The sequence below is a fragment of the Paraburkholderia sp. SOS3 genome, from assembly GCF_001922345.1.
Lineage (GTDB): Bacteria > Pseudomonadota > Gammaproteobacteria > Burkholderiales > Burkholderiaceae > Paraburkholderia.
On sequence record NZ_CP018812.1, the window covers coordinates 1,070,481 to 1,093,846 of the forward strand.

21 protein-coding genes are annotated in these 23,366 nt (G+C 62.1%); 7 read left to right on the forward strand and 14 right to left on the reverse strand.

From position 1 onward, the window contains the following. Window positions 1-33: 33 nt before the first annotated feature. The 11 genes from BTO02_RS24795 to BTO02_RS24845 form a co-directional block, all read right to left on the reverse strand. On the reverse strand, window positions 34-1,128 hold the full coding sequence (locus BTO02_RS24795) for a CobW family GTP-binding protein (RefSeq protein WP_075159829.1): 1,095 nt from the start codon (window positions 1,126-1,128) through the stop codon (window positions 34-36). Continuing rightward, window positions 1,128-1,448: a hypothetical protein gene (locus tag BTO02_RS24800; RefSeq protein ID WP_075159830.1), complete on the reverse strand. Its 321-nt coding sequence runs from the start codon at window positions 1,446-1,448 to the stop codon at window positions 1,128-1,130. Before BTO02_RS24800 ends, BTO02_RS24795 begins: the two co-directional genes overlap by 1 nt. 15 nt (window positions 1,449-1,463) lie before the next feature. Further along, a complete protein-coding gene (locus tag BTO02_RS24805; RefSeq protein WP_075159831.1) occupies window positions 1,464-2,222 on the reverse strand; it encodes an SDR family NAD(P)-dependent oxidoreductase in 759 nt (252 codons plus the stop codon). Between the two features lie 40 nt (window positions 2,223-2,262). Continuing rightward, window positions 2,263-3,018 carry an SDR family NAD(P)-dependent oxidoreductase gene (locus BTO02_RS24810; protein WP_075159832.1) on the reverse strand — a complete coding sequence of 252 codons (756 nt, stop codon included), beginning with the start codon at window positions 3,016-3,018 and terminating at the stop codon, window positions 2,263-2,265. 23 nt (window positions 3,019-3,041) lie between these two features. Continuing rightward, entirely contained in the window at window positions 3,042-4,379 is a 1,338-nt protein-coding gene (locus BTO02_RS24815) for an MFS transporter (protein WP_075159833.1), read from the reverse strand. A gap of 79 nt (window positions 4,380-4,458) precedes the next feature. Next, complete coding sequence (locus BTO02_RS24820; RefSeq protein WP_075159834.1) at window positions 4,459-5,340, reverse strand: polysaccharide deacetylase family protein; 882 nt, start codon at window positions 5,338-5,340, stop codon at window positions 4,459-4,461. Between the two features lie 518 nt (window positions 5,341-5,858). After that, window positions 5,859-6,875: an alpha/beta fold hydrolase gene (locus BTO02_RS24825; RefSeq protein ID WP_075159835.1), complete on the reverse strand. Its 1,017-nt coding sequence runs from the start codon at window positions 6,873-6,875 to the stop codon at window positions 5,859-5,861. 13 nt (window positions 6,876-6,888) lie between these two features. Next, a complete protein-coding gene (locus tag BTO02_RS35440) occupies window positions 6,889-8,592 on the reverse strand; it encodes an amino acid ABC transporter permease/ATP-binding protein (protein ID WP_075159836.1) in 1,704 nt (567 codons plus the stop codon). A 59-nt stretch (window positions 8,593-8,651) separates the two neighbouring features. After that, a complete protein-coding gene (locus tag BTO02_RS24835; protein ID WP_232243662.1) occupies window positions 8,652-9,656 on the reverse strand; it encodes an ABC transporter substrate-binding protein in 1,005 nt (334 codons plus the stop codon). After that, entirely contained in the window at window positions 9,580-10,482 is a 903-nt protein-coding gene (locus tag BTO02_RS24840) for a polysaccharide deacetylase family protein (RefSeq protein WP_075159838.1), read from the reverse strand. The genes BTO02_RS24835 and BTO02_RS24840 overlap by 77 nt, the downstream gene beginning before the upstream one ends. A gap of 127 nt (window positions 10,483-10,609) precedes the next feature. Beyond that, window positions 10,610-13,003, reverse strand: coding sequence for an acetamidase/formamidase family protein (locus BTO02_RS24845; protein WP_075159839.1), 2,394 nt, complete (start codon window positions 13,001-13,003; stop codon window positions 10,610-10,612). A gap of 310 nt (window positions 13,004-13,313) precedes the next feature. Here BTO02_RS24845 and BTO02_RS24850 point away from each other — a divergent pair, with 310 nt between their 5' ends. After that, window positions 13,314-14,108, forward strand: coding sequence for a sulfite exporter TauE/SafE family protein (locus BTO02_RS24850; protein ID WP_075159840.1), 795 nt, complete (start codon window positions 13,314-13,316; stop codon window positions 14,106-14,108). A 151-nt stretch (window positions 14,109-14,259) separates the two neighbouring features. Here BTO02_RS24850 and BTO02_RS24855 read toward each other — a convergent pair whose 3' ends face one another. Beyond that, window positions 14,260-14,961, reverse strand: coding sequence for a GntR family transcriptional regulator (locus BTO02_RS24855; protein WP_075159841.1), 702 nt, complete (start codon window positions 14,959-14,961; stop codon window positions 14,260-14,262). A gap of 172 nt (window positions 14,962-15,133) precedes the next feature. On the opposite strand from BTO02_RS24855, the gene BTO02_RS24860 reads away from it, so the two are divergent. The 6 genes from BTO02_RS24860 (at window position 15,134) to BTO02_RS24885 (ending at window position 22,224) form a co-directional block, all read left to right on the forward strand. Then, complete coding sequence (locus BTO02_RS24860; RefSeq protein WP_075159842.1) at window positions 15,134-15,892, forward strand: SDR family NAD(P)-dependent oxidoreductase; 759 nt, start codon at window positions 15,134-15,136, stop codon at window positions 15,890-15,892. A 91-nt stretch (window positions 15,893-15,983) separates the two neighbouring features. Beyond that, window positions 15,984-16,940 carry a sugar-binding protein gene (locus BTO02_RS24865; protein ID WP_075159843.1) on the forward strand — a complete coding sequence of 319 codons (957 nt, stop codon included), beginning with the start codon at window positions 15,984-15,986 and terminating at the stop codon, window positions 16,938-16,940. Between the two features lie 31 nt (window positions 16,941-16,971). Further along, a complete protein-coding gene (locus BTO02_RS24870; protein ID WP_075159844.1) occupies window positions 16,972-18,477 on the forward strand; it encodes a sugar ABC transporter ATP-binding protein in 1,506 nt (501 codons plus the stop codon). An 18-nt stretch (window positions 18,478-18,495) separates the two neighbouring features. Beyond that, complete coding sequence (locus tag BTO02_RS24875; protein WP_075159845.1) at window positions 18,496-19,485, forward strand: ABC transporter permease; 990 nt, start codon at window positions 18,496-18,498, stop codon at window positions 19,483-19,485. A 24-nt stretch (window positions 19,486-19,509) separates the two neighbouring features. Further along, on the forward strand, window positions 19,510-20,406 hold the full coding sequence (locus BTO02_RS24880) for an amidohydrolase family protein (protein ID WP_075159846.1): 897 nt from the start codon (window positions 19,510-19,512) through the stop codon (window positions 20,404-20,406). 39 nt (window positions 20,407-20,445) lie between these two features. Next, window positions 20,446-22,224 (forward strand): IlvD/Edd family dehydratase, encoded by a 1,779-nt coding sequence (locus BTO02_RS24885; protein ID WP_075159847.1) that lies wholly within the window; start codon window positions 20,446-20,448, stop codon window positions 22,222-22,224. A 117-nt stretch (window positions 22,225-22,341) separates the two neighbouring features. On the opposite strand, the gene BTO02_RS24890 is transcribed toward BTO02_RS24885, so the two are convergent. Together BTO02_RS24890 and BTO02_RS24895 are read right to left on the reverse strand one after the other, a co-directional pair. Beyond that, window positions 22,342-22,821: a CreA family protein gene (locus tag BTO02_RS24890; RefSeq protein WP_075159848.1), complete on the reverse strand. Its 480-nt coding sequence runs from the start codon at window positions 22,819-22,821 to the stop codon at window positions 22,342-22,344. A 75-nt stretch (window positions 22,822-22,896) separates the two neighbouring features. Further along, the gene (locus BTO02_RS24895) at window positions 22,897-23,358 is read right to left on the reverse strand and encodes a hypothetical protein (protein WP_232243663.1); all 462 of its coding nucleotides are present in this window, start codon (window positions 23,356-23,358) and stop codon (window positions 22,897-22,899) included. Between the last annotated feature and the right edge of the window lie 8 nt (window positions 23,359-23,366).

Consider the following 23,366-nt stretch of genomic DNA (forward strand, 5'->3'; position numbering starts at 1 on the left):
GCCCGTCGGCGCGCTGGCTGGAACGCGTGGAATTCAATGGACGGATTCGGCTGATTGTAGATGTCGGCAAAAGCGCTGCCATGAAGCGGCCACCGCGGCACGCGACACGCCGCTGGTGATAAACACGAGACGGGCCGTGCGATTCGCATCGGGCCAGTCGTCCAGATGCAGCACTGGATGAACCAGATGATGCACCGCATGCACGACTACCGGCTGCGGCGTACCGGCCACCGCCAGCAGGCCCTTTACGCGCAGGATGTTATCACCGTGGCGGTTCAGCAGGAGCGTGAACCAGAGCGTGAACACCGGCCACTCGACGGGCTCGTCGAACGCGATGCAGAACGATTCGATGCGGTCGAGATGATGGGCGTCGGCGGGCAGCGGTACGGCAAGCGGGCCGGCGTGTGCGGTGCGCAGCGGCACGAGCGAGTGCGTGCGCGCCTGTCCGGCCTCGAATCTGCGCGCCGCGTTGCCCGCGCGCGTGGCGATCGCGCCGAGATCCGGCACTGCCTGCGACGCGGCGAACAGGCACGCCGCATCGTCGCTGGCGCTGCGCCGCATGATCTGCGCGGCGGGGTTGATCCGTTGAAGTTGCGCGCGCAACGGCTCCAGTGTCGCCTCGTCGGCGAGGTCCGCCTTGCTGATCACGATACGATCGGCCGCACTGACCTGCGCCAGCCATTCGGGGTGCCGCATGCGCTGATAGTCGGCCTGCACGGCGTCGACCACCGTCACCGTCGCGTTTAGCACGTAGTGAGGCGCAACCAGCGGGTCGGCCAGCAGCGTCGCGACGATCGGCGCCGGTGTGGCGAGGCCGGTGGTTTCCAGCACCACGCGGGAAAACGGCGGCAGTTCGCCGCGCGCGCGCCGCGAGAATAGCGACGCAAGCGCCTCTTTCAGATCCGAACGGATCGCGCAGCACACACAGCCGTTCTCGAGCAGCACGGTCTGCGCATCGATGGCGCCGAGCAGTAAATGATCGAGCCCGACCTCGCCGAACTCGTTGACGAGCACCGCCGTGTCGCGTGCGGCCGCGCCATGCAGCACATCGGCCAGCAAGGTCGATTTGCCGCTGCCCAGAAAGCCGGTGACGATCGTCACCGGAATCACGTCGTACGCGAGGCTCATCAGTGTTCCTGCACTGCGGCGCTGCTCGCGCCGTCTTCGTCGGCGAACAGCGTCAACGGATCGAGCGGCCGGCCTAGCATTTTTTCCGCCGTCTGCCATACCCGCATCAGGTCGCCGGCCAACTCGCTCGCGCCAGTCGGCGACGACAGCACGAACGACTGACCGTGGAAATCGTCGAGCCGCAAGCGGAAGGGCGCCAGCACGCGGTTCGCATGCGCGACTTGCACGAGGCGCTGCCGACGCGCATTGACGTCCGCGCCGGGTGCCACTGTATTGGACCAATGCCGCCCGCCGCCGAGCAAACCGCACATGCCGCACATACTGCACCTCCGCATTCAGGGCATCACGTCGCCCGAGTTCGGTCCGAGCGTTTGCCCGACGAACAGGTTGCCGCCCGGATCGGACGCGAGCAGCAGCGCCGTCGGCGCCACCTCTTCAGCCAGACCGAAACGGCGCAACGGGAGTTCCGCCGATTTCGCTGCTTTCCACGCGGCGCTGATGCCGTCGACGAGGGGCGTTTCGATCGGGCCGGGCGCAATCGCGTTGATCAGCACGTTATGCGGCGCGGTCTCGAGTGCCAGCGACTTGGTAAAGCCAATCACGCCCGCTTTCGCCGCCGAGTAGTGGCACAGCTCCGCACCACCCTTGATGCCGAGTTGCGAGGCGATATTGATCACCCGGCCCCAACGCTGCGCGATCATCGTCGGCAGCGCGCGGCGCGTGCACAGAAACACGCTGCGCAGATCCACTCGCATCATTTCGTCCCACATCCCGGTGGTCAGTTCCGTGCAGCGCGCCTGGGTCAGCATGCCCGCGTTGTTGACCAGCACGTCGATGCCGCCGAATGCTTCGATGCAGCGCGCGACGATCGAATTCGCACCCGCTTCTTCGCCGACGTCGGCGGCGACGGTCTCGACCACCGCGCCGCGCGCGCGGCACGCATCGGCCTGCTGCGCGAGGCGACCGGCATTCAGATCGGCGAGCACGAGGCGCGCGCCCGCCGCTGCATACGCCAGCGCAATCGCCGCGCCGATGCCGCTGGCGGCGCCTGTCACGACCGCACGGCGGCCATCGAGCGAAAACGGTGAAGTCATTTTGTCGTTCCTGTCATCTATTCGCGTACGCGCCTGCCAGTCAGCTTGGCCACCGTACGGTCAATCCGCCATCGGCGATGATCGACTGGCCGGTGATATAAGACGCGTCGTCGCTGGTCAAAAAGCGGATCAGCGCGGCGATTTCGTCGGGGCGTCCGACGCGTTTGAGCGGAATGCCGCGCGCCGCATCGCGCAGGCCTTGCGGGCCGAGCGAATTGACCGCATCGAGCGACTGCGGCGTTTCGATCAGCCCCGGAATCACCGCATTGCAGCGGATATTGCGCGGCGCGAGTTCCATCGCCACAGCCCGGCACAAGCCGGGCACGCCCGCTTTCGCGGCCGAATAATGCACGTGGTTTTCCCAGCCGTACACGCCCCCCGCAATCGACGACACGGCGACCATCGCGCCACCGTCGGCCATCAGGCGCGCGGCCGAGCGAAACGTGCGCATCACGCCGGACAGATCGACGTCGAGCATCTCGTGCCATTGTTCGTCGCGCATTTCGGTGAGCGGCGCGGCGCGCAGCAGGCCGGCATTGGCCACCGCATAGTCGATGCGGCCGAAGCGCTCGATTGCCGTCTGCGCAAAGGCATCGACCTGCGCCGCCGACGCGACGTCGACCGGTTGCATCGCGCATTGGCCGCCCGCCTCACGCACGGCACGTTCGGTGCTGGCGGGATCGTGCGGGTCGCCCGGGAAAAATCCGCCCACTACTGCAACACCGCTCTTCGCATACGCAACGGCCAGTGCCTGGCCGATGCCGCTGGCCGCGCCGGTCACGATGGCTACTTTCATGGCTCAACCACTCCTCGAAATTGTCATTTAACCGCGGCAGGATCGACATGCTTTGCGAAAAAGATCAACACGCCCGACAGAAAGCACGGCAACGCACCGAACCACAGCGCGGCATGCATCCAGTCGCTGCCGCTGTTCAACATCGAGGTCACGCCGATGCCGGCCAGAATCGCGCCGACCGGCCCCATCGCATGCACGATCGAGCTGCCAGTGCCGCGAATCGCGGTCGGATAGCTCTCGCCGATGAAGAACAGCGCGGCAGAGTAAGGCCCGATCAGAAAGAACAGGCCGAGGCTGTACAGCGCAACCACCACACCCTCGGTGCCCGGTCCGTACAGCATTGCCGCAAACGCCACGCCGCCGAGCATCCAGCCGAGTGCGAGCGTATTGCGGCGCCCGATCTTGTCGCCAATCCAGCCGTGGCACAGATAGCCGCAATAGCCGATCACGTTGGACAGCACCAGAATCAGCAGCGAATTTTCGAACGACACGTTGTGCACCCGCGTGAGCACCGTGGTGCCGAGCACGCTGAACACCTGGATGGCTGACCAGTTCAGCAGAATGCCGCCGCCGAGCACCAGCGTCGCGCGCAATGCGCTGCCGCGAAACGCTTCGCCGAGGCCTGCGCGGCTATGCTCTTCGTAATCGACGCGGTGCTCGCCGGCCAGCGACCGTGCTTCGCTGTGCTGGCCCGCTTCGCGCAATTCCTTGATGCGCTTGTGGAGCAGAAATTGCGGGCTTTCCTTCAGACGCCGCGTCATGAAGAAGATCACGATCGCGGGGAACGTCGCGAAGATAAAGCAGCCCTGCCAGCCGATGCGCGGCAACAGCAGCGCGGTGAGGCCTGAGGCGATCAGCGCGCCGATCGGCCAGCCGCCCTGCACGAGGCTATAGATAAAGCCCTTGTTGCGGTTCAGCTTCGGATCGTTGGCCGCGGAATAGAGTTCGTTCAGGTAAGTCGCATTGACGGTTTCTTCCGCGTACCCGAGCCCGGATAGCGAGCGGATCAGTACCAGCGGCCACTGGCCGAGCGCACCGCCGGCCACTGTCAGACCGGAACACACGGCAGCGCCCGCTACCGTCCACAACAGCCCGGCGCGGCGGCCGAGCCGGTCGAGCAATGGCCCGATCGCAAACGCGATCACCGCTGTGCCGATCGCGACGAAGGTGGCGATCTCGGCCTGCGCGGCCGCATCCCAGTTGTAGCGCTTGCCGATTTCCGGCAGCAGCGTGCCGAACAGAATGAAGTCATAGACGGCGAATACCCACGCGAAGAAGGCGACGATGGTCGCGCGCTTCACGTCGGCCGGCAGAATTTTTTCAAGCTTGAGGCCAGAGGCGGACAGCGGATTCTCTTGCATCGTTGCGCTCCTTCACGGGGCAGACGGAGGGTGACTTCAACAGCGGCGGACCAGCTAGAGCTGAAAACCGGGCAAAGAACTACGCAGCGCGCGGATGACGGCGCAGGAAGTCGTCGGCGATTTCGTCGCAGGTACAAAAGCGCACGCCTTCATGGCCGCGGAAATGCGCGATGAGGCGCTCGAGCATCATCAATACCTGTGGACGGCCTGACACATCGGGGTGAATCGTTATCGGGAACACCGCGTAGTCGTGCTCGCGGTACACCCAGTCGAACTGGTCGCGCCACATCTGCTCGATGTCGCGCGGATTGACGAAGCCGTGGCTGTTGGGGGATTTCTTGATGAACATCATCGGCGGCAGATCGTCGAGGTACCAGTTCGCCGGAATTTCGACGAGGCCCGTTTCCTTGCCGCGCGTGAGCGGTTTCATCCAGGTATCGGGATGCTTGCTGTAGTCGATCTTCGTCCAGGCATCACCGACGCGCACGTAGTACGGGTGGAAGTCGTTGTGCATCAGGCTGTGGTCGTACTTGATGCCGCGCGCCACCAGCAGCTCGTTGGTGACGGTGCTGAATTCCCACCACGGTGCGACGTATCCGGTCGGGCGGCGGCCCGACAGCTGTGTGACCAGTTCGATGCTGCGATCGAGCACCGCCTCTTCCTGCTCGCGCGTCATCGCGATCGGATTTTCGTGGCTGTAACCGTGAATGCCGATTTCGTGACCTGCGTCCGCGACGGCTTTCATCTGCGTGGGGAAGGTTTCGATCGAGTGGCCTGGAATGAACCACGTGGTGCGAATCTTTTCGCGCTCGAACAGCTTCAGCAGACGCATCGAGCCGACTTCGCCGGCGAACAGGCCGCGCGAGATGTCGTCGGGCGAGTCTTCGCCTCCATATGAGCCGAGCCATCCCGCGACTGCGTCGACGTCGATGCCGAAGGCAACCAGAATCTCTTTAGCCATACGTGTCTCTCCTTGGGTAAGACCTGTGTGGTGCTGCGTGCAACCGCGCATGCACCAACACGGCGCCGCGCGTCGCAGTGCACCTGGCGCGTATAAATGAATTTCGTTGACAACATACGTTTACACTGGACATGTCAAAAACATGCGCATATAAGGGTTTTCCTGTAGCGAACACAAAAATGAAATGGTTCGAGACGAACGCGCCTCGCAAGCGCGCCGAAATCGGGATGCGTGGCACTGCTTTGCATCACTGAGCGATTTGGGGAATCCCGGACCGAGCGGCCGGGCCTGTTGCAGAAAGAAGCGGTGGTGCAGCGCCGACGCGGCGCTTCGTCAGGCTTGCAATCGGAATGCAGCGGGATTGCAGGGGGATTGCTTGCACGAGTGTGCGAACCACGCGTCGTTGCACAGCACGCGACGAGCTCGCGCAACGTATCGGGCTATCGGGCAGTGCAGGCAGTGCCGGTACACCTGCAGTGATGCGGGTAGGGCGGTCCGCCTCCGCTAGATCACGACCATTACATCGCGAGGATTTCCCTCACTGCCTGATCGATAAACTTGACGTCGGTAGCATTGGCCGCGGGGCCACCGGCAAAATGCCCCCAAACCGACTCGATAGGCCGCAGCTCTGCATTGGGCATCTTCGAGACTTCATATGCGCTGTCCTCCGGCGGGAAATACAGATCCGTGCGTCCGGGCATCACAATGGCCTTGGCCGTGATGCTGCCCAACGCCCGATCGAAATCCCCCATATATCGCGGATTCGCAGAAATATCGGCGTTCTGCCAGCTCCACATCATCGACAAGATATTGTTCGCGTCCTTCTTCAGGAAATCGCCTTCCCAGAAGTGGGTAATGAAGTCCTCGAGTGAGCCATATCCCATTGCTTCGATGTCAAGCCGGTGACGCAGAAATGCCTGCGAAAACCCCCAGCCCGCGAATACACGCGCAGCCGCTCGCATTCCACGCGTCGGCGGTGCGTCGTAAAAACCGTTCTTGAACTCCGGGTCCAGCATCAACGGCGCCTTCAGCCCCTCGATAAACACAAAGTTGTGCCGCGAGCACCGCGCCGACCCGCAAAGCGGCAGAATCCGTTGCACCATATCGGGATACATCGCGGCCCAATGGTAGACCTGCATCGCACCCATCGACCAGCCGACGACGAGCCTCAGCGACTCGATGCCGAATTTCCCGGTCACAAGGCGGTGCTGCATCGCGACGTTGTCGTATAGCGTGACATGAGGAAAGCGGCCGCGATCATAAGGTGGCGGATTGTTGCTCGGCGAACTTGATACACCGTTGCCAAACATATTCGGCACAATAATGAAGTATTCCTTTGGATCGAGGCCCATGTGCTCGCCGATCAGCCACTCGTTTTCTGCGTGAGTGCCGCTATAAAAAGTCGGATAGACGATCGCATTGTCGCGTGCCGCGTTCAGCCGGCCATACGTCTTGTAGCCAAGCTGCATGTCAGGCAGCGTCGCGCCGGACTGTAGCGTGACGCGGCCAAGATTGAAAGTTTCGAAGTCCGTCATTTGAGCCTCATCCCTAGGTGGCGACGACGTTGAGGAATTTTCGCGTACGTTCGTGAGTCGGGTTGCCAATGACTTGCTGTGGCGTGCCTTGCTCGATCACTTCGCCGCCGTCCATGAAGACGACACGGTCGGCAACGTCGCGGGCAAAGCGGATTTCGTGCGTGACCACCACCATCGTCATGCCGGCATGAGCGAGCCCGCGCATCACGCCAAGCACTTCACCGACGAGCTCCGGATCGAGTGCTGAAGTAGGTTCGTCGAAGAGCATCAACTTCGGCTTGATCGCGAGTGCGCGCGCAATCGCCACGCGCTGCTGCTGTCCGCCGGATAACCGATGCGGCATGGAGTCCGCATGCGCGGCGAGTCCCACGCTCTTCAACAGATCGCGGCCGAGCGCTTCCGCCTCGGCACGCGGCACATCGTAGACCTGCCGTTGTGCTTCGACGATATTGTCCAGCGCACTCAAATGATTGAAGAGATTGAAATGCTGGAACACCATCCCCACACGCGCTTCGGCCCGCGCCCGTGCGAGGTTGTGCACGGGCCGAACAGCGCCACTGCCGCCCGCTACTTCGCGATAGCCGACATACTGCGAATCGACCTTGATCGTGCCCCAGTCAAGCGGTTCGAGATGGTTGATGAGCTTGAGCAGCGTGCTTTTGCCGGAGCCGCTCGGGCCGAGAATCACGACCACTTCGCCATGCGCAATCGACAGGTCGACGCCGCGTAAAATCTCCCGTTTGGCATACGATTTCCAGACGTTCCTGCACGCGACAAACGGTTCATCGGGATGTCGCGGCGTGCGGCTGTCGGCCGGCAGCAGTGTGCTAATCCATTCGTGATCGTTCGCCTCCGGCGTTTTGACGGTGCGCGACGAACCGGTTGCAGCATCGGGGGGCTTCGCGTCAGGTGTCGATGCGCGCAGTCCAAGCCATGTGAACGCGAGTTTCCGGTCGCGCTCGTGATCGAAGATGCCTTCAAGCCATACCTGAAGCAGTGAGATTGCACTCGTCAGGAACAGATAGATGACCGCCGCCGCGCCGAACACCGTAAAGAACTTGAAGTTCTGCCCGACAATCTGTTGCGAACGAAACGTGAGCTCGTTGACGAAGATCACGGATGCGATCGACGTCAGCTTCAACATGCCGATGGTGTCGTTGGCCAGACCCGGAATGACCGCGCGCATCGATTGCGGCAGGATAATGCGGCGCAGCGTCAGCAACGGTCCCATGCCGAGTGCGGCAGCCGCGGTCGACTGCGAACGGTTCACCGACAGGATCCCGGCACGGAACAGTTCGGCGCTGAACGCCGCCTCGTTCAACGCAAAGCCGATCACTGCAGTCGTGAATTCGTCGAAGCGCAGACCGATCAGCGGCAACGCGTCGAAGATAAACACGAGTTGCAGCAGTTGCGGTGTGCCGCGCACAAACCAGATATAACCCCAGGCCGCCGAATTCAGCGCCTTGAACCGCGACAATCGCATCAGCGCGAGGCCGAGGCCGAGCACCAGCCCGATCGACATCGCTATCAACGTGATCTTCACCGCGATCCATGCGCCGCCGAGCAGAAAAGGCGAACCGACATAACCACCGAGTTCCTTGAAACCGTCGAATACCTGAATCCCGTCGAGACTGGCGGCGATGGCCGGCTGCCATGCAAGCATGGCGATCGTGCCGAGAATGCCGACGAACGTGTGTTGGATACGTAATGCCTTCATGTCCAAACCTGATCCATGACGCCGGCCGGAGAACGACGTCGTGTGCCGCGTGGGCAACGTTATTGAGTAAGCAGCGTGGTCGGCATCTCCAGCGACGGATCGACGCCGTACTTCTGGAAAGTCTTTTTCTGCGTCTGATTCGCCTGCATGATCTTGAGTCCATCGGATACGGCAGCGATCATGTCGGCATTGCCTTTCTTCACGCCCACGCCGATCTTCATGCCGCTCGTCACCATGAAGCCGCGCATGTAGAGCTGAGGATTCTGTTTTGCCAGACCGTCGACGAGCGCCAGGTCGTACATCATGACGTCGGCTCGATGGCTTGCGACGAGGCGCGCGCCCGACGCGATATCGGCCGACGTCATGATCGTCACGTCAGGTTTGTTTTCGGCCTTGCATTTGGCGGCTTGCGCTTGTGCCATCGTCAGCTCGACTGTGCCGATGCCGGCTGTGACCGTGAGGCCGCACAGTTTGGAGATGTCATCGATCTTCTTGGGATTGCCCGCTGCCACCAGGCCGCCCGTGCCGGCCTGCATATACGTGACGAAGCTCGTCTCCTTCGCGCGTTCCGGTGTGTAGTACAGCAAGTCCCACATCACGTCGATCTGTCCAGCTCGAAGCGCAGGCAGCAAACCCGGCCAGCCGGCAGTGAAGAATTCCGTCTTCACGCCGGCGCAGTCGAACACGGCTCGGGCCATGTCCGCATCGGCGCCGATGATTTTGTTGAAGTCCTTGCTGTCACGAAATGCATACGGCGGCGACTCCGGGTCCACGCCGATCTTGATGGTCTTGCCCGCAAGCGACGGATATTTCTGAGCCACCTTGGACGGTTCGCACGATTGCGCGAATGCGCCTTGAGCGAGGAGGAGGCCGGTGAGCGCACATAACAGCAGCTTGAAAATCTTTGGCATGAACATGGCGATTCCTTTCGAGGCTGAATGAATTGAACGAGGAAGAGGCGGTAGCACGAAGCGGAGACGCAGCGGTCTAGCGGCCAAGAAAGTCCATATGGCTTGCAATCGAACCGGGCGTGGTGATGCAGATCCGGCCTTCGTTGCGCGCACGGGCAATATGCTCGAGCGCCCTGCGCAAGTGACACAGGCGATGCGGTTGCCCCATCAGGTAGGCATGCAAGGCAATGCCCATCACGAGAGGTTGGCGGGCGGATTGCCGCAGCATTTCCTCGAAGTGGTCGATGACCAGATCGGCGAACGACTTTGCGTCCATTTGACGCGCGAGAATCATGGGGATGTCGTTGACCTCCTCCGGATACGGAATGGCCCACAGCGGCTGACCGTTGCGCGTGAGCAAGCGCGTGGGCTGATCGTCATGGCACCAGTTGAGCGTGTACTGGTAGCCGGCTTCAGCCACGAGATCGCTCGTGACATGACTCTCCGAGAGCCACGGTGACAACCAGCCAGCCGGCTGCTGTGCACTCTCGGTTGCGATCCGCTGGCGGCATGCCACGATTAGTGCGCGTTCGTCGTCTTCGGACAACGTACCTTGCCGTTCCGAGTTCGTATGGCCATGCGCGACCAGTTCATCGCCGCGCTGAGCGAACGCGGCGACGAGTTCAGGGCAGTGATCGTAGAGCGCCGTATTGATGATGGCCGCGGCTGGTAGCGCCAGTTCATCGAAGAGATCAAGACAGCGCCATGCGCCGACACGCAGCGCGTACTCACGCCACGCGTGATTGAGCACGTCGGGTTCGGGCATCACCGGACCGATCGTCGGGCCCAGTCCCTCGCCAAACGAAAAGTGCTCGATGTTGAAGCCGATATAGACCGCTAGCCGGGATCCGTCAGGCCAGCGATAGACCGGGCGGTCGTTGATCGGCGAATATCGAAAGCGCCCGTGGCCGGGTACCGCGCGGTGTGCGGGAGAGTCCATGGTCCAGTCAAGTCCTGTCGAACGGCGCGTGCGCCTGTGTTCAAGTCAGAACCATGGTAAGGAAATCAAAATAGCGGCATCGGACTTGCAGCGAACAAACTCTTGTCCGCATGCGCATTGAATCTGGTCACTCGCGACTCGAGTTCTTGAAAAGTGCCTTACGGATAATGGCGTGCACACCCCAGTTGCCATCCACGACCTGCGTCACACCGAAATCGATCGCGACCGAGATAAGGGAGATCGCTTCGTCTTCTGAAAGTCCCTTGGTGGTCATCAGAAAGCGCCGCGTCTTGATGAACGCGTCGCGCATCGCAAGATCAAGCGTGGACTTTTCGTACACAGCGCTTTGCGCGCTGGTGCCGAACTCGGCCAGATAGTTTGGATGACTGAAACCGTGAAGAACCCATTCCTCGGCGGTTTCGACTAATGGATATGTAAGGTCCGAAAACTCCTGTTTGCCAAGCGTCTCTTTCTTGTGAAGCACCAGCTGGAAGTCGCCGGTGAGGGAACACTCGATTGCGGTGCCGCACAATTCCGAGTCTCCTTGCGATGCATGCGGGTCCCCAATGGAGAGCAGCGCGCCGGCTACCCCTACGGGCAAGAACACGCTTGCACCGCGCGTGACGCGCCAGTTGTCGAGATTGCCGCCGAACGCGGACGGCGGAATCGAATCGATCAGACCATCCTGTTGCGGAGCGACGGTGACTACGCCAAAGTGTGGACGCACCGGAATCTGGACGTCTTTCAGGATGTCGTGGTTCTCGACGACGGTCGAATGATCGACGGGCACGCCGGGATAGTCGATCGTCGGATGCATCACGCCAAAAGGATCGCGCTGAGGTGTCCAGCGGAAGTTATAGACGGCGCGCGCACAGGCGCGTTCGCCTGCGGTGGCGTCGGTGTCGAGCTCATAGATGGTGACGACCTCGCGCGGTTTCGGCTCGGTCAACAGTTCGCGATAGTGGAAACCCCACCAGGCAGCGGCATTGCTGCCGAACGCGCGGCCAGCGAACTTGGGATTGGCGCAACGGCGCGGGTGAATGTCGAGGATGCGGATTTCCAGCACGTCGCCGGGTTCGGCACCGCGCACGGCGATGGGTCCCGTACAGATGTGCACGCCGAAGCCTTCTCCTGCGCCGCGTCCGTAGATGGACGCGTCCATCGGGCCCGCTCCGCGCCGGTTCACATTCTTGCGGTTGGCGGTCCAGTGGAACACGCTTTCGGCGCCAGGGTCACCCTGCACCATACGCTCCCAATCGTCAGCCGCGTGCTGCGTGAGCGTTTCGATCGTCACCTTGTCGCCGCTGTCGACTTCGAGCACCGGCTTGAGATCGTGGCTGAAGTAGCCCCAGTGAATCGTATTGGCCGTTGCGCGCAGAAGATGATGGCGCGGCTTGCCGGACGTGCGCGGCGGTGGGGCGGAGGATGCGTCAGGCGGCTCAACGAAGCCGGCCCCGGCCATGTCTGCGACTTGATGAACTGCATCCTGCGCGGCGAGTTGCGCGTGCGCGAGCAAGCTCCCGGCGTTGACCGGTAATCCGCGCGAAATTCGCTGCACGAGATGGCGCGCCAGTTCAAGCCCTCCTTCGTGCCGGAAAGTGCGCGGCGACGCGCCATATTGTTCACGAAACGCGCGGCTGAAATACGCGGAATCGTTGAAACCCCAGCGAAAGCAGACGTCGGCAATCGAAACCTTTTCATACAGCGGATTGGCCAGATCCGCGCGGCAGCGCTCCAGTCTGCGTGAGCGCAGGTAAGTAGAGAAGTTCTGCCCAACCGTCTCAAACAGCTTTTGCAGATAGCGCGGCGAGACGCGTTCTTCTTTTGCTATCGATGCCAGTCCGAGATCGGGGTTAGCGAGACTGCTCTCGATGGTCCGGCATACGCGCGAAAAGAGCGAGGCCTGAGAGGGCGTGAGGCCACTGAAGCCACTGTTCTTGTGGTGACCGGCGAGACTCGCGATCAGAAACTCCGCAAGCGCGAGTTCGAGAGGCCGCAAGTCATCGAGTGACAACGTCTCCATGCTTTCAGCGATCGAGCGCAAAAAGCCCGAGAACACATGACCGATGCCGGCCTCGCCTGGCAAACGGCCTGCATGGAGCGAGAACGGCGTTAGAAGGCGTGCGTTGATGGCAGAGCGGGGCACGCGAATCGCGAATGCGCGGAAGTCCGAAGTGAAGGACAGATGAGCTTCCTCGCGCGACGACGCATAGACAATATCGCCGATAGCAACTTGCGTACGCACGCCGTTGGCGACGAGTGTCGCGCCACCGTCCAGATGCAGCACGATGGCGAGTGTGTCGGCGCCGTCGACCTTGAACTCGATGGTTTGCGCAAACGCGGCCAGCACGATCAGCTCAAAGTCGTTGTTCGACTTGCGCGAGCTGATGGTTCCATGCAAGTGCTGCGCGCTTGCCTGACGTGCGCCGCAGCGCAGGCCAACCGCTTCGAGCGCCTCGCTCCATGCTCGCATGCGATCCACTTCGGCGTACGACTCGGTAGTGAAACGCAGTAACTCCAACGTGGGCTCCCTGACCCTGACGAACGTCAGCCGAACGACTGAAAAGCAATGTCCGCGCCATCGAGGAACACGTCATGGTCGCCGCCTCGTGTCCGACAGGACAGGGCGACCCGTTGCCGCGCGGCACCTGCTCGTGCGTAAACGCACTGCGGCAGTGCACGGCGCGCACGCTTTATGCACGATGCGTTTTCTTCGGAGGAGATATGTTTCGTGGGCATATTGCAGTGAGTGCGTTGACAGTGCGGGTCGCAACGCAACCTGCGCTATCATGCAGCCCGCCACGCGACGTCGGTCCACACGCTAAAACAACATGTTCGACTTCCATCTCTCAGGGGGCCTGCTCTACCCCCATCTGCAGGCATTCGATACGCTCGCGCTGATCGGTATTGCGCTCGCGCTGGTACTGGGCGGCATGGTCAAAGGCATCACGGGGATCGGTGTGCCGCTTGTCGCAATGCCGATCCTCGTGCATTTTCTGCCGGTTCAGCAGGCCGTGCTGCTGCTGTCGATGCCGATCATTCTCGGCAATATTCCACAGGCGCTCGAAGGCGGCGAATTGCTGCAGACGGTCCGGAAAATTTCGGCGCCGCTGATTGGCACAGTGATCGGCAATGTGGCCGGTGTGTCGTTACTGATCCGGCTCGAGCCGCATGACGCGCTGGCGATGTCCGGGGCGACGCTGATTGTCGCGGCGGGCCTGATGCTCGCTGCACCGAAACTCAAACTCGCGCCGCCGCTGGTCAAACCGGTGGGATTCGCGCTGGGCTTTGGCGCCGCGCTGATGGAAAGCATCGCGTCGGTGCCTGGCCCGCTGCTCGCGATGTATCTGATTGCCACGGGAGCGACTGGCCGTGCGTTCACGAAACAGATCGCGATCATCCTCGTCGTATCGATCGTCACGTTGGTCACCACTTTTAGCAGCGGCGCACGCGCGAACGGTTTCGATCTGCTGATTTCCGCAGCCGCAAGTGTCCCCGCGATCGCGGGCATGCTGGTGATCCGGCCGTTGCGCGACCGGCTGCATCCGCTCGCATTTCGCGCGGTGGTGCTCGTGTGTGTACTTGCGGCAGCCGTGCAGATGATTGTGAAGTCGGGCGTGCTGTAAAGCATCCGTCGCGCGCGGTGGAGAGGCGGTCACGGCCACCCGTATCGCATTGACGGCACGCCCTTCAGGTCGCTGTCGGAGATCTGGTTCACGACCCCGTCGCGGACGTTGGGCGAGGCAGACGGGGCAGGTTTGCTCACTGTGCATCAGGTCAAGTTCGCTTTGCTTCAGCATCCGGTGCCGTGCGGAAAAAACCGCGCACCGCGGCAAGATAGGTATCGAGCGACGGTCCCAGATGCTTCCGACATAGCTCGACGAGCGCTTCGCGCTCGCCGTTCCTGATGGCGACGACCATCGCAGCATGCTCGTCACGTGCGAGCGACAGGTGCGTATCGCTAGCCGAGGTGTAGAAACGTGCGCCGTGCACTTTCTGCGCTGAGTTGCGGATCATCTCGGCGAGATAGGGATTCCCGCAGGCCGAGAACAGATGGTTGTGGAACTCCATGTTTGCGTGGAACGCAGCGCGGTAGTCTTTCGCGTCAACGGCGCGCGCATGCGCCTGCTGGATTCTCGCCAGTTCTTCGACGAAACCGGTCGTGCCCGGCAGCGGAATCTGCTCGGCAGCCAGGACCTCGAGTACCTCGCGCACCGAGTAAATCTGCTGCACCTCGATCGGACTTAGCACGCGTACCGACGCGCCTTTATTTGGCACGTGCTCGACCAACCCCATTCGCTCGAGTTCGAAAATCGCCTCGCGCACGACGTGCTTCTTGCAGTCGAATTCCGCCGCCAGCTTGTCCTCGACGATCCGTTCGCGCGGCAATAACCACCCGAGGACGATCTGCTCCTCGAGTGCCTCGACGATCTGCCTGACTTGATGTGTCGAGTGTTTGCGCGTGCCTGTGTCGGTCATGAATGTCTTGTGAGAGCGATGAAATGCGCCGATTTTAGTCGGCCCCTTGTCGTCCTGCCAGTCCAATCATATCGTCAAAAAAATCATTGACAATCCGTTTGATGATCGTCACAGTGCGTACCCATCAGACATATCAAGAAGCTACAAACAGCTAAATCTGGAGGAGAGCAGCGTGAAGAAGAGGCTCCAAGGCAAGCGGATCGTCATCACCGGAGCGGTCGACAATATCGGCAAGGCGGCGGTCGCCGCGTTCGTCGAGGAAGGCGCGAAAGTGGTGATCGGCGACATCGACGCCGCGCGCGGCGAGAAAGTCGCTGCGGAATTCGGCCCGAACGTCAGATTTATCCGGGTCGATGTCACCGACGACGCCAGCGTCAGACAACTGATCGACGACGGAGCTCACTGGCTGGGCGGGCTGGACGTGCTCGCACAGAACGCAGGCGCGATGACCTCCGGCGCGATCACCGAGCTCGATCCGTCGACCTTCGACAGGCTCTTCGCCGTCAACGTGCGCGGCCTTTTCCTCGGGGCCAAGTACGCCGTGCCGCATCTGCGGCGTGCGGGCGGCGGCTCGATCATCAACACCGCTTCGCTCGCCGGCAAGCGCGGCCAGCCCGGTCTGACGGTCTATTCGGCATCGAAGGGCGCGGTCATTGCATTCGGCACGACGCTCGCGCTCGAACTCGCGCAAGACCGCATCCGCGTAAATACGATCTGCCCGGGCTGGATCGATACGACGTTCAACGATCCGATTGTCGGCTACATGGGCGGCCGCGGCGTGCAGGACGAAAAAGTCGCTGCGGCAGTTCCGCTTGGCCGTCAGGGACTGCCGTCGGAGGTCGCGCCGCTCTTCGTGTTCCTCGCGTCGGATGAATCGTCGTACGTCAATGCACAGGCGCTGCTTGTCGACGGCGGCACTTTCAACGCCTGAATCTGCTTCTTCGCCCCCGAACGCGGCTGCTGCCGCGCTCACTCCAATAATCACATCGACCAATCCTCATCAGAGGAATCAGGAGACATTCATGGTTCGCAATCTGTCGCTCGTCGCGCTGTCAGCGGTGCTGTGCGCGGCGTCGATCACGCACGCGTCGGCCGCCGAAAAAAAGCAGTTGTATTTCGTCGCCAACGGCCCGGTCGATTTCTGGAAACTCGCCGAAGCCGGCATGAAGAAGGCGCAAGCCGAACTGCCGGGCTATACGATGGAAATGAAGTATCCGGAACAGGCGTCGGCGGCAGTGCAGAACCGGCTGCTCGACGATCTCGTTGCGAACGGCGCTTCGGGCATCATCCTCAGCGCAGTCGACCCGAAAACCCAGACGACCGAACTCGACAAGGTCGCGGGCCAAAGCCTGCTCGTCACCACCGACAGCGATGCGCCCGACAGCAAGCGCGCGTTCTATCTCGGCTCGAGCAACCTGCAGGCAGGCCACCAGGCCGCGGACATCCTGAAGAAGGCGATGCCCAAAGGCGGCGTCTGCGTCGCATTCGCCGCCACGCCCGGATCGGACAACGCGGTGCAGCGTCTGCAGGGCATGCGCGAAGGCCTGCAAGGCACGAACATCAAGATCGACAGCATTCGCTCGGACGAGATGGATCAGGCGCGCGCGCAGCGCAACGTCGCCGACATTCTCGCCGCGCGCAGCGACGTGAATTGCATGATCGGCGTGTTCGCGTACAACACGCCGCAGATCTATCTCGCGCTTCAGCAGGCCGGCAAGGTGGGCAAGGTGACGGTGGTCGGCTTCGACAACGATCAGGGCACGCTTGTCGGGATCAAGGCGGGCGCGGTCGCGGGCACAGTCGTGCAGCAGCCGTTCCAGTGGGGCTATCTCGGCATGAAGTACATGGCCAGGTACCTGCAAGGCGACAAGTCGTTCATCCCCGCGAATCACGAGATCATCGTGCCGACGCAGATCATCGACAAGTCGAACGTCGACGGATTCATGGCGCAGGTCAAGACCTGGCTCGGCAAGAAGTGACACTGGGCACCGCTGACTCCCGGAGCCGCATATGAATGCCCCGCTGCTTTCGCTCTCGAGCATCACGAAGGACTATGGCTCGGTACGCGCGCTGAAAGGCGTGTCGTTTTCCATCGACGCGGGCGAAGTGGTCGGGCTGATCGGCGAGAACGGTGCGGGCAAATCGACGCTCATGAAAGTACTTGGCGGTGTGATCGAGCCGACCTCGGGTTCGATCGCGATCGAGGGGCGCGAGCACGGTGCGCTTACCGTTCAGCAGTCGCTCGGCGCCGGTATCGCGTTCGTGCATCAGGAACTGAACCTGTTCGAGAACCTCGATGTCGCCGCAAACGTCTTCATCGGCCGCGAGCCGCGTCGTGGCGGACTGCTGAAGCTGGTCGACAACCGCGCGCTGCACGCGCGCGTGAAGCCGCTGCTGCAGCGGCTCGGCTGCGATTTTCACGCGGACACGCCGGTCGCGGAACTGTCGATAGCGCAATGCCAGATGCTCGAAATCGTGAAGGCGCTGTCGCTCGACGCAAAGCTCATCATCATGGACGAGCCCACTTCGAGCCTGACGACCGCCGAGACGAACCGTCTGCTAGGCGTTGTAGACGGTCTGAAGCAGAGCGGTGTGGCGATCATCTTTATTACGCATCGGCTAAGCGAGATCGAGCGTTGCGCGGACCGTGTGATCGGTTTGCGCGATGGCTCGATGGTCGGCTCGCTCACGCGCGAGGAGATCGGCCGTGACGCGATGATCAGGCTGATGATCGGCCGCAGCCTGAAAACGCTCTATGAACCGCCGGCGTCGCCGCCGGGCCAAGCCGTACTGGAGCTCGACGGATTTGCCACGCAAACGTGGCGAGCGAGCGAGGTGACGCTTGGACTGCGCGGTGGCGAGATCCTCGGCATGGCGGGGTTGATTGGCGCGGGCCGTACGGAACTCGCACGCGCGATCTTCGGAATCGACAAGCCGGAGCGCGGCTCGATGCGACTGGACGGCGAGCCGCTCGCGATCGGCGCGCCGCGCGACGCAATCGTGCGCGGCATCTTTCTCGTACCGGAAGATCGCAAGCGATCGGGGCTGGTGCTCGACGATTCGATCGCGCAAAACGTATCGCTTGCGAGCCTCGATGCGGTGTCGCGAGGCGGATTGATCGACGTGAAGGCCGAGCGGCGCCTTGCCGAGGAGCAACGGCGCGCGCTGCGCATCAAGACGCCTGACGTCGATACGCCGGCCGCGTCGCTGTCGGGCGGCAATCAGCAGAAAGTGGTGCTGGCCAAGTGGCTGTGCATGCGCCCGCGTGTCGTGATCTTCGACGAACCGACCCGCGGCGTCGACGCCGGCGCGAAAAGCGAAATCTATGCGCTGATGCGCGAGCTCGCCGACCGCGGCGTTGCGATCCTGATGATTTCGAGCGACATGGAAGAAGTCATCGGCGTCAGCGACCGGGTCGCGGTCATGCACGAAGGCGCGATCAGGGGCATTCTCGATCGCGACCAGTTGAGCGAGGCGAACATCATGCATCTCGCGATCGGCAACGTTCTACATTGAAGCGAAAGGCGCACCGTTATGCTGAAAAAAGATCTGGGCCTGCTCGTGGTGATCCTCATAGTGGGCGCCGTGGTCGCCGCGATCAATCCGCGTTTCATTTCACCCGCGAACCTGTCGAACACGGCAAATCTGATCGGGCTGTTCGGTCTGTTCTCGATCGGCGAGGGGTTTGTCATCATTACCGGCGGTATCGACCTGTCGATCGGCGCGGTCTTCGCGCTGCTCGGGGTAATCTACATCACACTGCTTTCGTCGGTCGGCATGAACTGGCTTGCAGCAACCGGTCTCATGCTGGCGGCAGGCGTCGCGATGGGACTCGTGCACGGCCTGCTCGTTACACGCCTCAAAATGCAGCCGTTCGTCGTTACCTTGTGCGGACTGCTCATCTATCGCGGCGTCGCGCGCTACTACACCGACGACGGCAACGCGGGATTCGACTTCGGGCAGACCTTCCCGACGCTCGAGTGGCTCACCACCGGCCACGTCGCGGGCGTGCCGAACAGTTTCATCGCGTTCGTGATAGTCGCGATCGTGATGGGCGTCGTGCTGCACAAGTCCGTGTTCGGACGACATCTTTTCGCGGTCGGCAAGAACGAGGAAGCGGCGCGCTATTCCGGCATCAACACCCGTTTCGTGATCATATCCGCGTACGTGATCTGTTCGGTGCTCGCGGCTATCTCGTCGGTGTATTTCGCGATGTACACGCGTTCGGTCGCGCCTGCTTCGCACGGAACGTTCTATGAGCTGTACGGTATCGCGGCCGCGGTGCTCGGCGGCTGCTCGCTGCGCGGCGGCGAAGGATCGGTATTCGGCATTGCGTTGGGTGCCGTGTTGCTGCAAGTGCTGCAAAACCTCGTCAATCTGCTCGGCATTCCGTCATCGCTCAACTTCGCGGTGATGGGTACCGTGATCGTGATCGGCGTGCTGTTCGACGGACAGTTGCAGGCGCTGCGCAAACGTCGCGCGGCGAGCATCGCTCACGCACAGCGCGTCGTCGCAACGAAATAGCGGACCATTGCCGCGAGAGCCATCATGTCACACCCTGCGAACCACGACGCGCCGCTCTGCGCGCCACCGCCGCCGGCGCAAACACGCTCTGGCGAGTTTGCAATGCCCGCTTATGCGGTCGATGCGCACGCCCATGTGATTGGTATGCCGCCGCGCCATCCATGGATGCCGGACCGCGCCTATACGCCGTACGAGGCTAGCGCACAAGCGTACCTGCGCATGCTCGACGAGGTCGGCTGCGCGTTCGGCGTGCTCGTGCAGGTCAGCGTACATGGCCAGGACAATACGCTGATGCTCGACACGTTGCGCGCGCATCGCGACCGGCTGCGCGGTGTCGTCGTGCCGTCGTTGTCGCTTCCCGACGCACGGTATCAGGCCATGAACGACGCGGGCACGGTCGGCATGCGTATCAATGCCATGCATGCAGGCGGCGGCATTTCATTCGACCAGCTCGACGAATACGACGCGCTGGCATGCGACTGGGGCTGGCATCTGCAAATGCTCGTCGATGCGCGTCAGCTGGTCGAACTCGCGCCACGGCTGTCGAAACTTCGCTCGACGCTCGTGATCGATCATATGGGACACGTGCCTGCGGCAAGCGGCGTGCAAACACCGGGTTTCACCACGCTCGTCGACATGGTGCGCGACGGCGCGTGGGTCAAGCTATCGGGTGCCTATCGCATGAGCGAAGCGGAGCCGCCATATCGCGATACGGCCGCTTTCGCGCAACGGCTCGTCGACGCCGCGCGCGAGCGCTGCGTGTGGGGCTCGGACTGGCCGCATGTCGCGCATTGGCGCACGATGCCCACCGTCGCGCAGTTGCTCGATACGCTTGCGCTGTGGGTGCCCGACGCTCCGACTCGCGACGCGATCCTCACGACCAACGCGCATGCGCTCTATGGTTTTTCGCCGCGCGGCTGAGCGGCACGATTATTCGAACTTCACTGCAATCACATACTCATGGCTGACACCAGGAAGCAGGAACGCGAGGCCGACGCGGCCGCCAATGCGACGTCGAATGACAAGACGGGCTTGCGCCGTGGGCTGACGAACTACGGCGATAACGGCTTTTCTCTTTTCCTGCGCAAGGCCTTCATCAAGGGCGCAGGGTTCACCGACGGCGCGCTGGATCGCCCCGTCGTGGGCATCGTCAACACGGGCAGCGCCTACAACCCGTGCCATGGCAACGCGCCGCAACTGATCGAGGCCGTCAAACGCGGCGTGATGCTGGCGGGCGGCCTGCCGATGGACTTTCCCACGATCTCGATCCACGAAAGCTTCTCCGCGCCGACGAGCATGTACTTGCGCAACCTCATGTCGATGGACACCGAGGAAATGCTCCGCGCGCAACCGATGGACGCAGTCGTGCTGATCGGCGGCTGCGACAAGACGGTCCCCGCGCAGTTGATGGGCGCTGCATCGGCCGGGCTGCCAGCGATCCAGTTGATCACGGGTTCGATGCTGACGGGCTCGCATCGCAGCGAACGGGTCGGTGCATGCACCGATTGCCGGCGTTATTGGGGGCGCTTTCGCGCCGAGGAAATCGACGCTGACGAGATCGATGACGTGAACAATCAGCTTGTGGCAAGCGTCGGCACGTGCTCGGTGATGGGTACCGCAAGTACCATGGCATGCATTGCCGAGGCGCTCGGCATGACGGTGCCCGGCGGTGCGTCGCCGCCCGCCGTGACGGCCGACCGCATGCGGATTGCGGAACGCACGGGCGAACAGGCGGTGCGTATAGCGCGCGAACGTCTGACCATCGACAGGATCCTGACGCCCGAGGCGTTCGAGAATGCGATGCGCGTGCTGCTTGCGATCGGCGGCTCGACGAACGGCATTATCCATCTCGCGGCCATCGCGGGGCGCTGCGGACTCGAGATCGACATGAAGGCGCTCGACAGAATGGGCCGCGAAACGCCAGTGCTTGTCGATCTGAAACCTTCCGGCCAGCACTATATGGAAGATTTCCATCACGCAGGCGGTATGGCGACCTTGCTTCGCGAACTGAAGCCCTTGCTCAATCTGAATGCACTCACCGTGACGGGGCGCACGCTCGGGGAAGAAATCGGGCGCGCAGGCGAGGGGTTTGCGCAGGACGTCGTCAAGCCGTTCGATCAGCCGATCTATCCGCAAGGCGGCATCGCCGTACTCGAGGGCAATCTGGCGCCTGGCGGCGCGATCATCAAGCAATCCGCGGCCGATCCGGCTTTGATGGAACACACGGGGCGCGCCGTTGTCTTCGAGAACGCCGAGGATATGGCCAATCGCATCGACCGCGACGATCTCGATGTCACCGCCGACGACATCCTCGTGCTGAAGAATATCGGCCCGAAAGGCGCACCGGGTATGCCTGAGGCCGGCTACATTCCGATTCCGCGCAAGCTGGCGCGAGCGGGAGTAAAAGACATCGTGCGCATTTCGGATGGCCGCATGAGCGGCACGGCGTTCGGCACCATCGTTCTGCACGTGACGCCTGAAGCGGCGGTGGGCGGCCCGCTGGCCTATGTGAAGACGGGAGATCGCATCCGGCTAAGCGTCGCGGAACGCAAGCTCGAATGGATGGTGTCCGAGGCGGAACTCGCCGAGCGCATGCGCGCCGTGCCGGTCGTGGCACCTACCGCCGGACGCGGTTATCGCAAGCTGTTCCTCGAAACGGTCACGCAGGCGGATCAGGGTGTGGATTTCGATTTCCTTCGGGCGGAAGAGGTGAAAGCGAAAATACCGCGGTCGTCTTGATAAAAACTGCCTAAAACCCGCCTAGGCCCGCCTGAGCGCCGTTTAGCTGGGAGTCCGGGAGTCCGCCAAATTTCTATGATCCGTTAGCCGCGAACTCGACCGCGGCTGTTGGATTCCCTACTCCCCACTCTGGGCCGTCCGACCCTGCAGCCGAATCACGTCGATACGGCCTGGCATATCTCCAGCCAGTTCGCTCTCCGAATAACTGAAATACAGCACGGTTAGCCGTTTCGGGTCCAGGATCCGGAACACGTGAAGCTCCCTGAAGACGGGATCCATCGATTCGTCGAAAACCTGCGCCTGTTGAGGGATGTTTTTTGACACACTGATCTTCCCAACCTGATGACAGGAGACCTCGGCGCCAGGTATGCGCCCAGGCTGGGCGTTACCTCCGAAGGAGTTTTCGTCATGTGTTCTGGAGACGTAGCAGGTTACGCCCTTCAAAAGGGGATCGTCGAAGGCAGAGATTCCGATTTGCCCGCCATAGCGTTGTGAGTGCGTCGCGATTCTCGCGACTTCTTCACTGTGACCCGGGAGGGATACCAACAGGGCGAGCGCAGCTGCCACACTGCGACGAAAAACAAGGCAACGACTCATGACAATTCTCCTTGGGCGTTGCACCCGAAATGTTGTCGTCGCTCGTTCCTGCCGCAAACAGCGGCGCTTTCGTGCTCAGTAGCGATGCTCGTAATCGAACCGGATATTGGTCGGCTTCGGCTGATCTTTTTGCGTGATGGCCAGAGCGACGTGGTAAATGCCACTCCATGGCATCTCGAAGTCATTGCCGTACGTGACGTCGTTGCCGGCTTTGTCGACATCGAGGTGCTTCCGGATGGGCCTGGCGTGAAAATGCGTTTCGTAGCCGCGGGGGCCCTTGACGCTCGCGATCACGCTCGCATCGCTCACGCGTTTGCCCGTGGCGGTATCGAAAATCGCGACCGTCAGGTGATAGGCATTGGGACGCGTCCCGCCGGCATTGCTTGCAGCTGTCGGGTCGGCCTCGGCGGCCTTGCTGGCGGGGACCACGCCGTAGTGAACAGTAAGGCCGTGCGCGGTGACTTTACGGGAGAGATCGTCTGCATGGGCGACAAGGCATGCGCTAACGAGAAACGCCGTAAAGATCGCGCCGATCATTTGAACTC

Coding starts and splice junctions, on each gene's coding strand:
- BTO02_RS24810 (WP_075159832.1), bottom strand. CDS start 3,018: ATGAAAGTAGCCATCGTGACCGGCGCGGCCAGCGGCATCGGCCAGGCA.
- BTO02_RS24825 (WP_075159835.1), bottom strand. CDS start 6,875: ATGACGGACTTCGAAACTTTCAATCTTGGCCGCGTCACGCTACAGTCC.
- BTO02_RS24880 (WP_075159846.1), top strand. CDS start 19,510: ATGTCACACCCTGCGAACCACGACGCGCCGCTCTGCGCGCCACCGCCG.
- BTO02_RS24875 (WP_075159845.1), top strand. CDS start 18,496: ATGCTGAAAAAAGATCTGGGCCTGCTCGTGGTGATCCTCATAGTGGGC.
- BTO02_RS24885 (WP_075159847.1), top strand. CDS start 20,446: ATGGCTGACACCAGGAAGCAGGAACGCGAGGCCGACGCGGCCGCCAAT.
- BTO02_RS24870 (WP_075159844.1), top strand. CDS start 16,972: ATGAATGCCCCGCTGCTTTCGCTCTCGAGCATCACGAAGGACTATGGC.
- BTO02_RS24820 (WP_075159834.1), bottom strand. CDS start 5,340: ATGGCTAAAGAGATTCTGGTTGCCTTCGGCATCGACGTCGACGCAGTC.
- BTO02_RS24890 (WP_075159848.1), bottom strand. CDS start 22,821: ATGAGTCGTTGCCTTGTTTTTCGTCGCAGTGTGGCAGCTGCGCTCGCC.
- BTO02_RS24855 (WP_075159841.1), bottom strand. CDS start 14,961: ATGACCGACACAGGCACGCGCAAACACTCGACACATCAAGTCAGGCAG.
- BTO02_RS24800 (WP_075159830.1), bottom strand. CDS start 1,448: ATGTGCGGCATGTGCGGTTTGCTCGGCGGCGGGCGGCATTGGTCCAAT.
- BTO02_RS24795 (WP_075159829.1), bottom strand. CDS start 1,128: ATGAGCCTCGCGTACGACGTGATTCCGGTGACGATCGTCACCGGCTTT.
- BTO02_RS24840 (WP_075159838.1), bottom strand. CDS start 10,482: ATGGACTCTCCCGCACACCGCGCGGTACCCGGCCACGGGCGCTTTCGA.
- BTO02_RS35440 (WP_075159836.1), bottom strand. CDS start 8,592: ATGAAGGCATTACGTATCCAACACACGTTCGTCGGCATTCTCGGCACG.
- BTO02_RS24805 (WP_075159831.1), bottom strand. CDS start 2,222: ATGACTTCACCGTTTTCGCTCGATGGCCGCCGTGCGGTCGTGACAGGC.
- BTO02_RS24865 (WP_075159843.1), top strand. CDS start 15,984: ATGGTTCGCAATCTGTCGCTCGTCGCGCTGTCAGCGGTGCTGTGCGCG.
- BTO02_RS24895 (WP_232243663.1), bottom strand. CDS start 23,358: ATGATCGGCGCGATCTTTACGGCGTTTCTCGTTAGCGCATGCCTTGTC.
- BTO02_RS24850 (WP_075159840.1), top strand. CDS start 13,314: ATGTTCGACTTCCATCTCTCAGGGGGCCTGCTCTACCCCCATCTGCAG.
- BTO02_RS24815 (WP_075159833.1), bottom strand. CDS start 4,379: ATGCAAGAGAATCCGCTGTCCGCCTCTGGCCTCAAGCTTGAAAAAATT.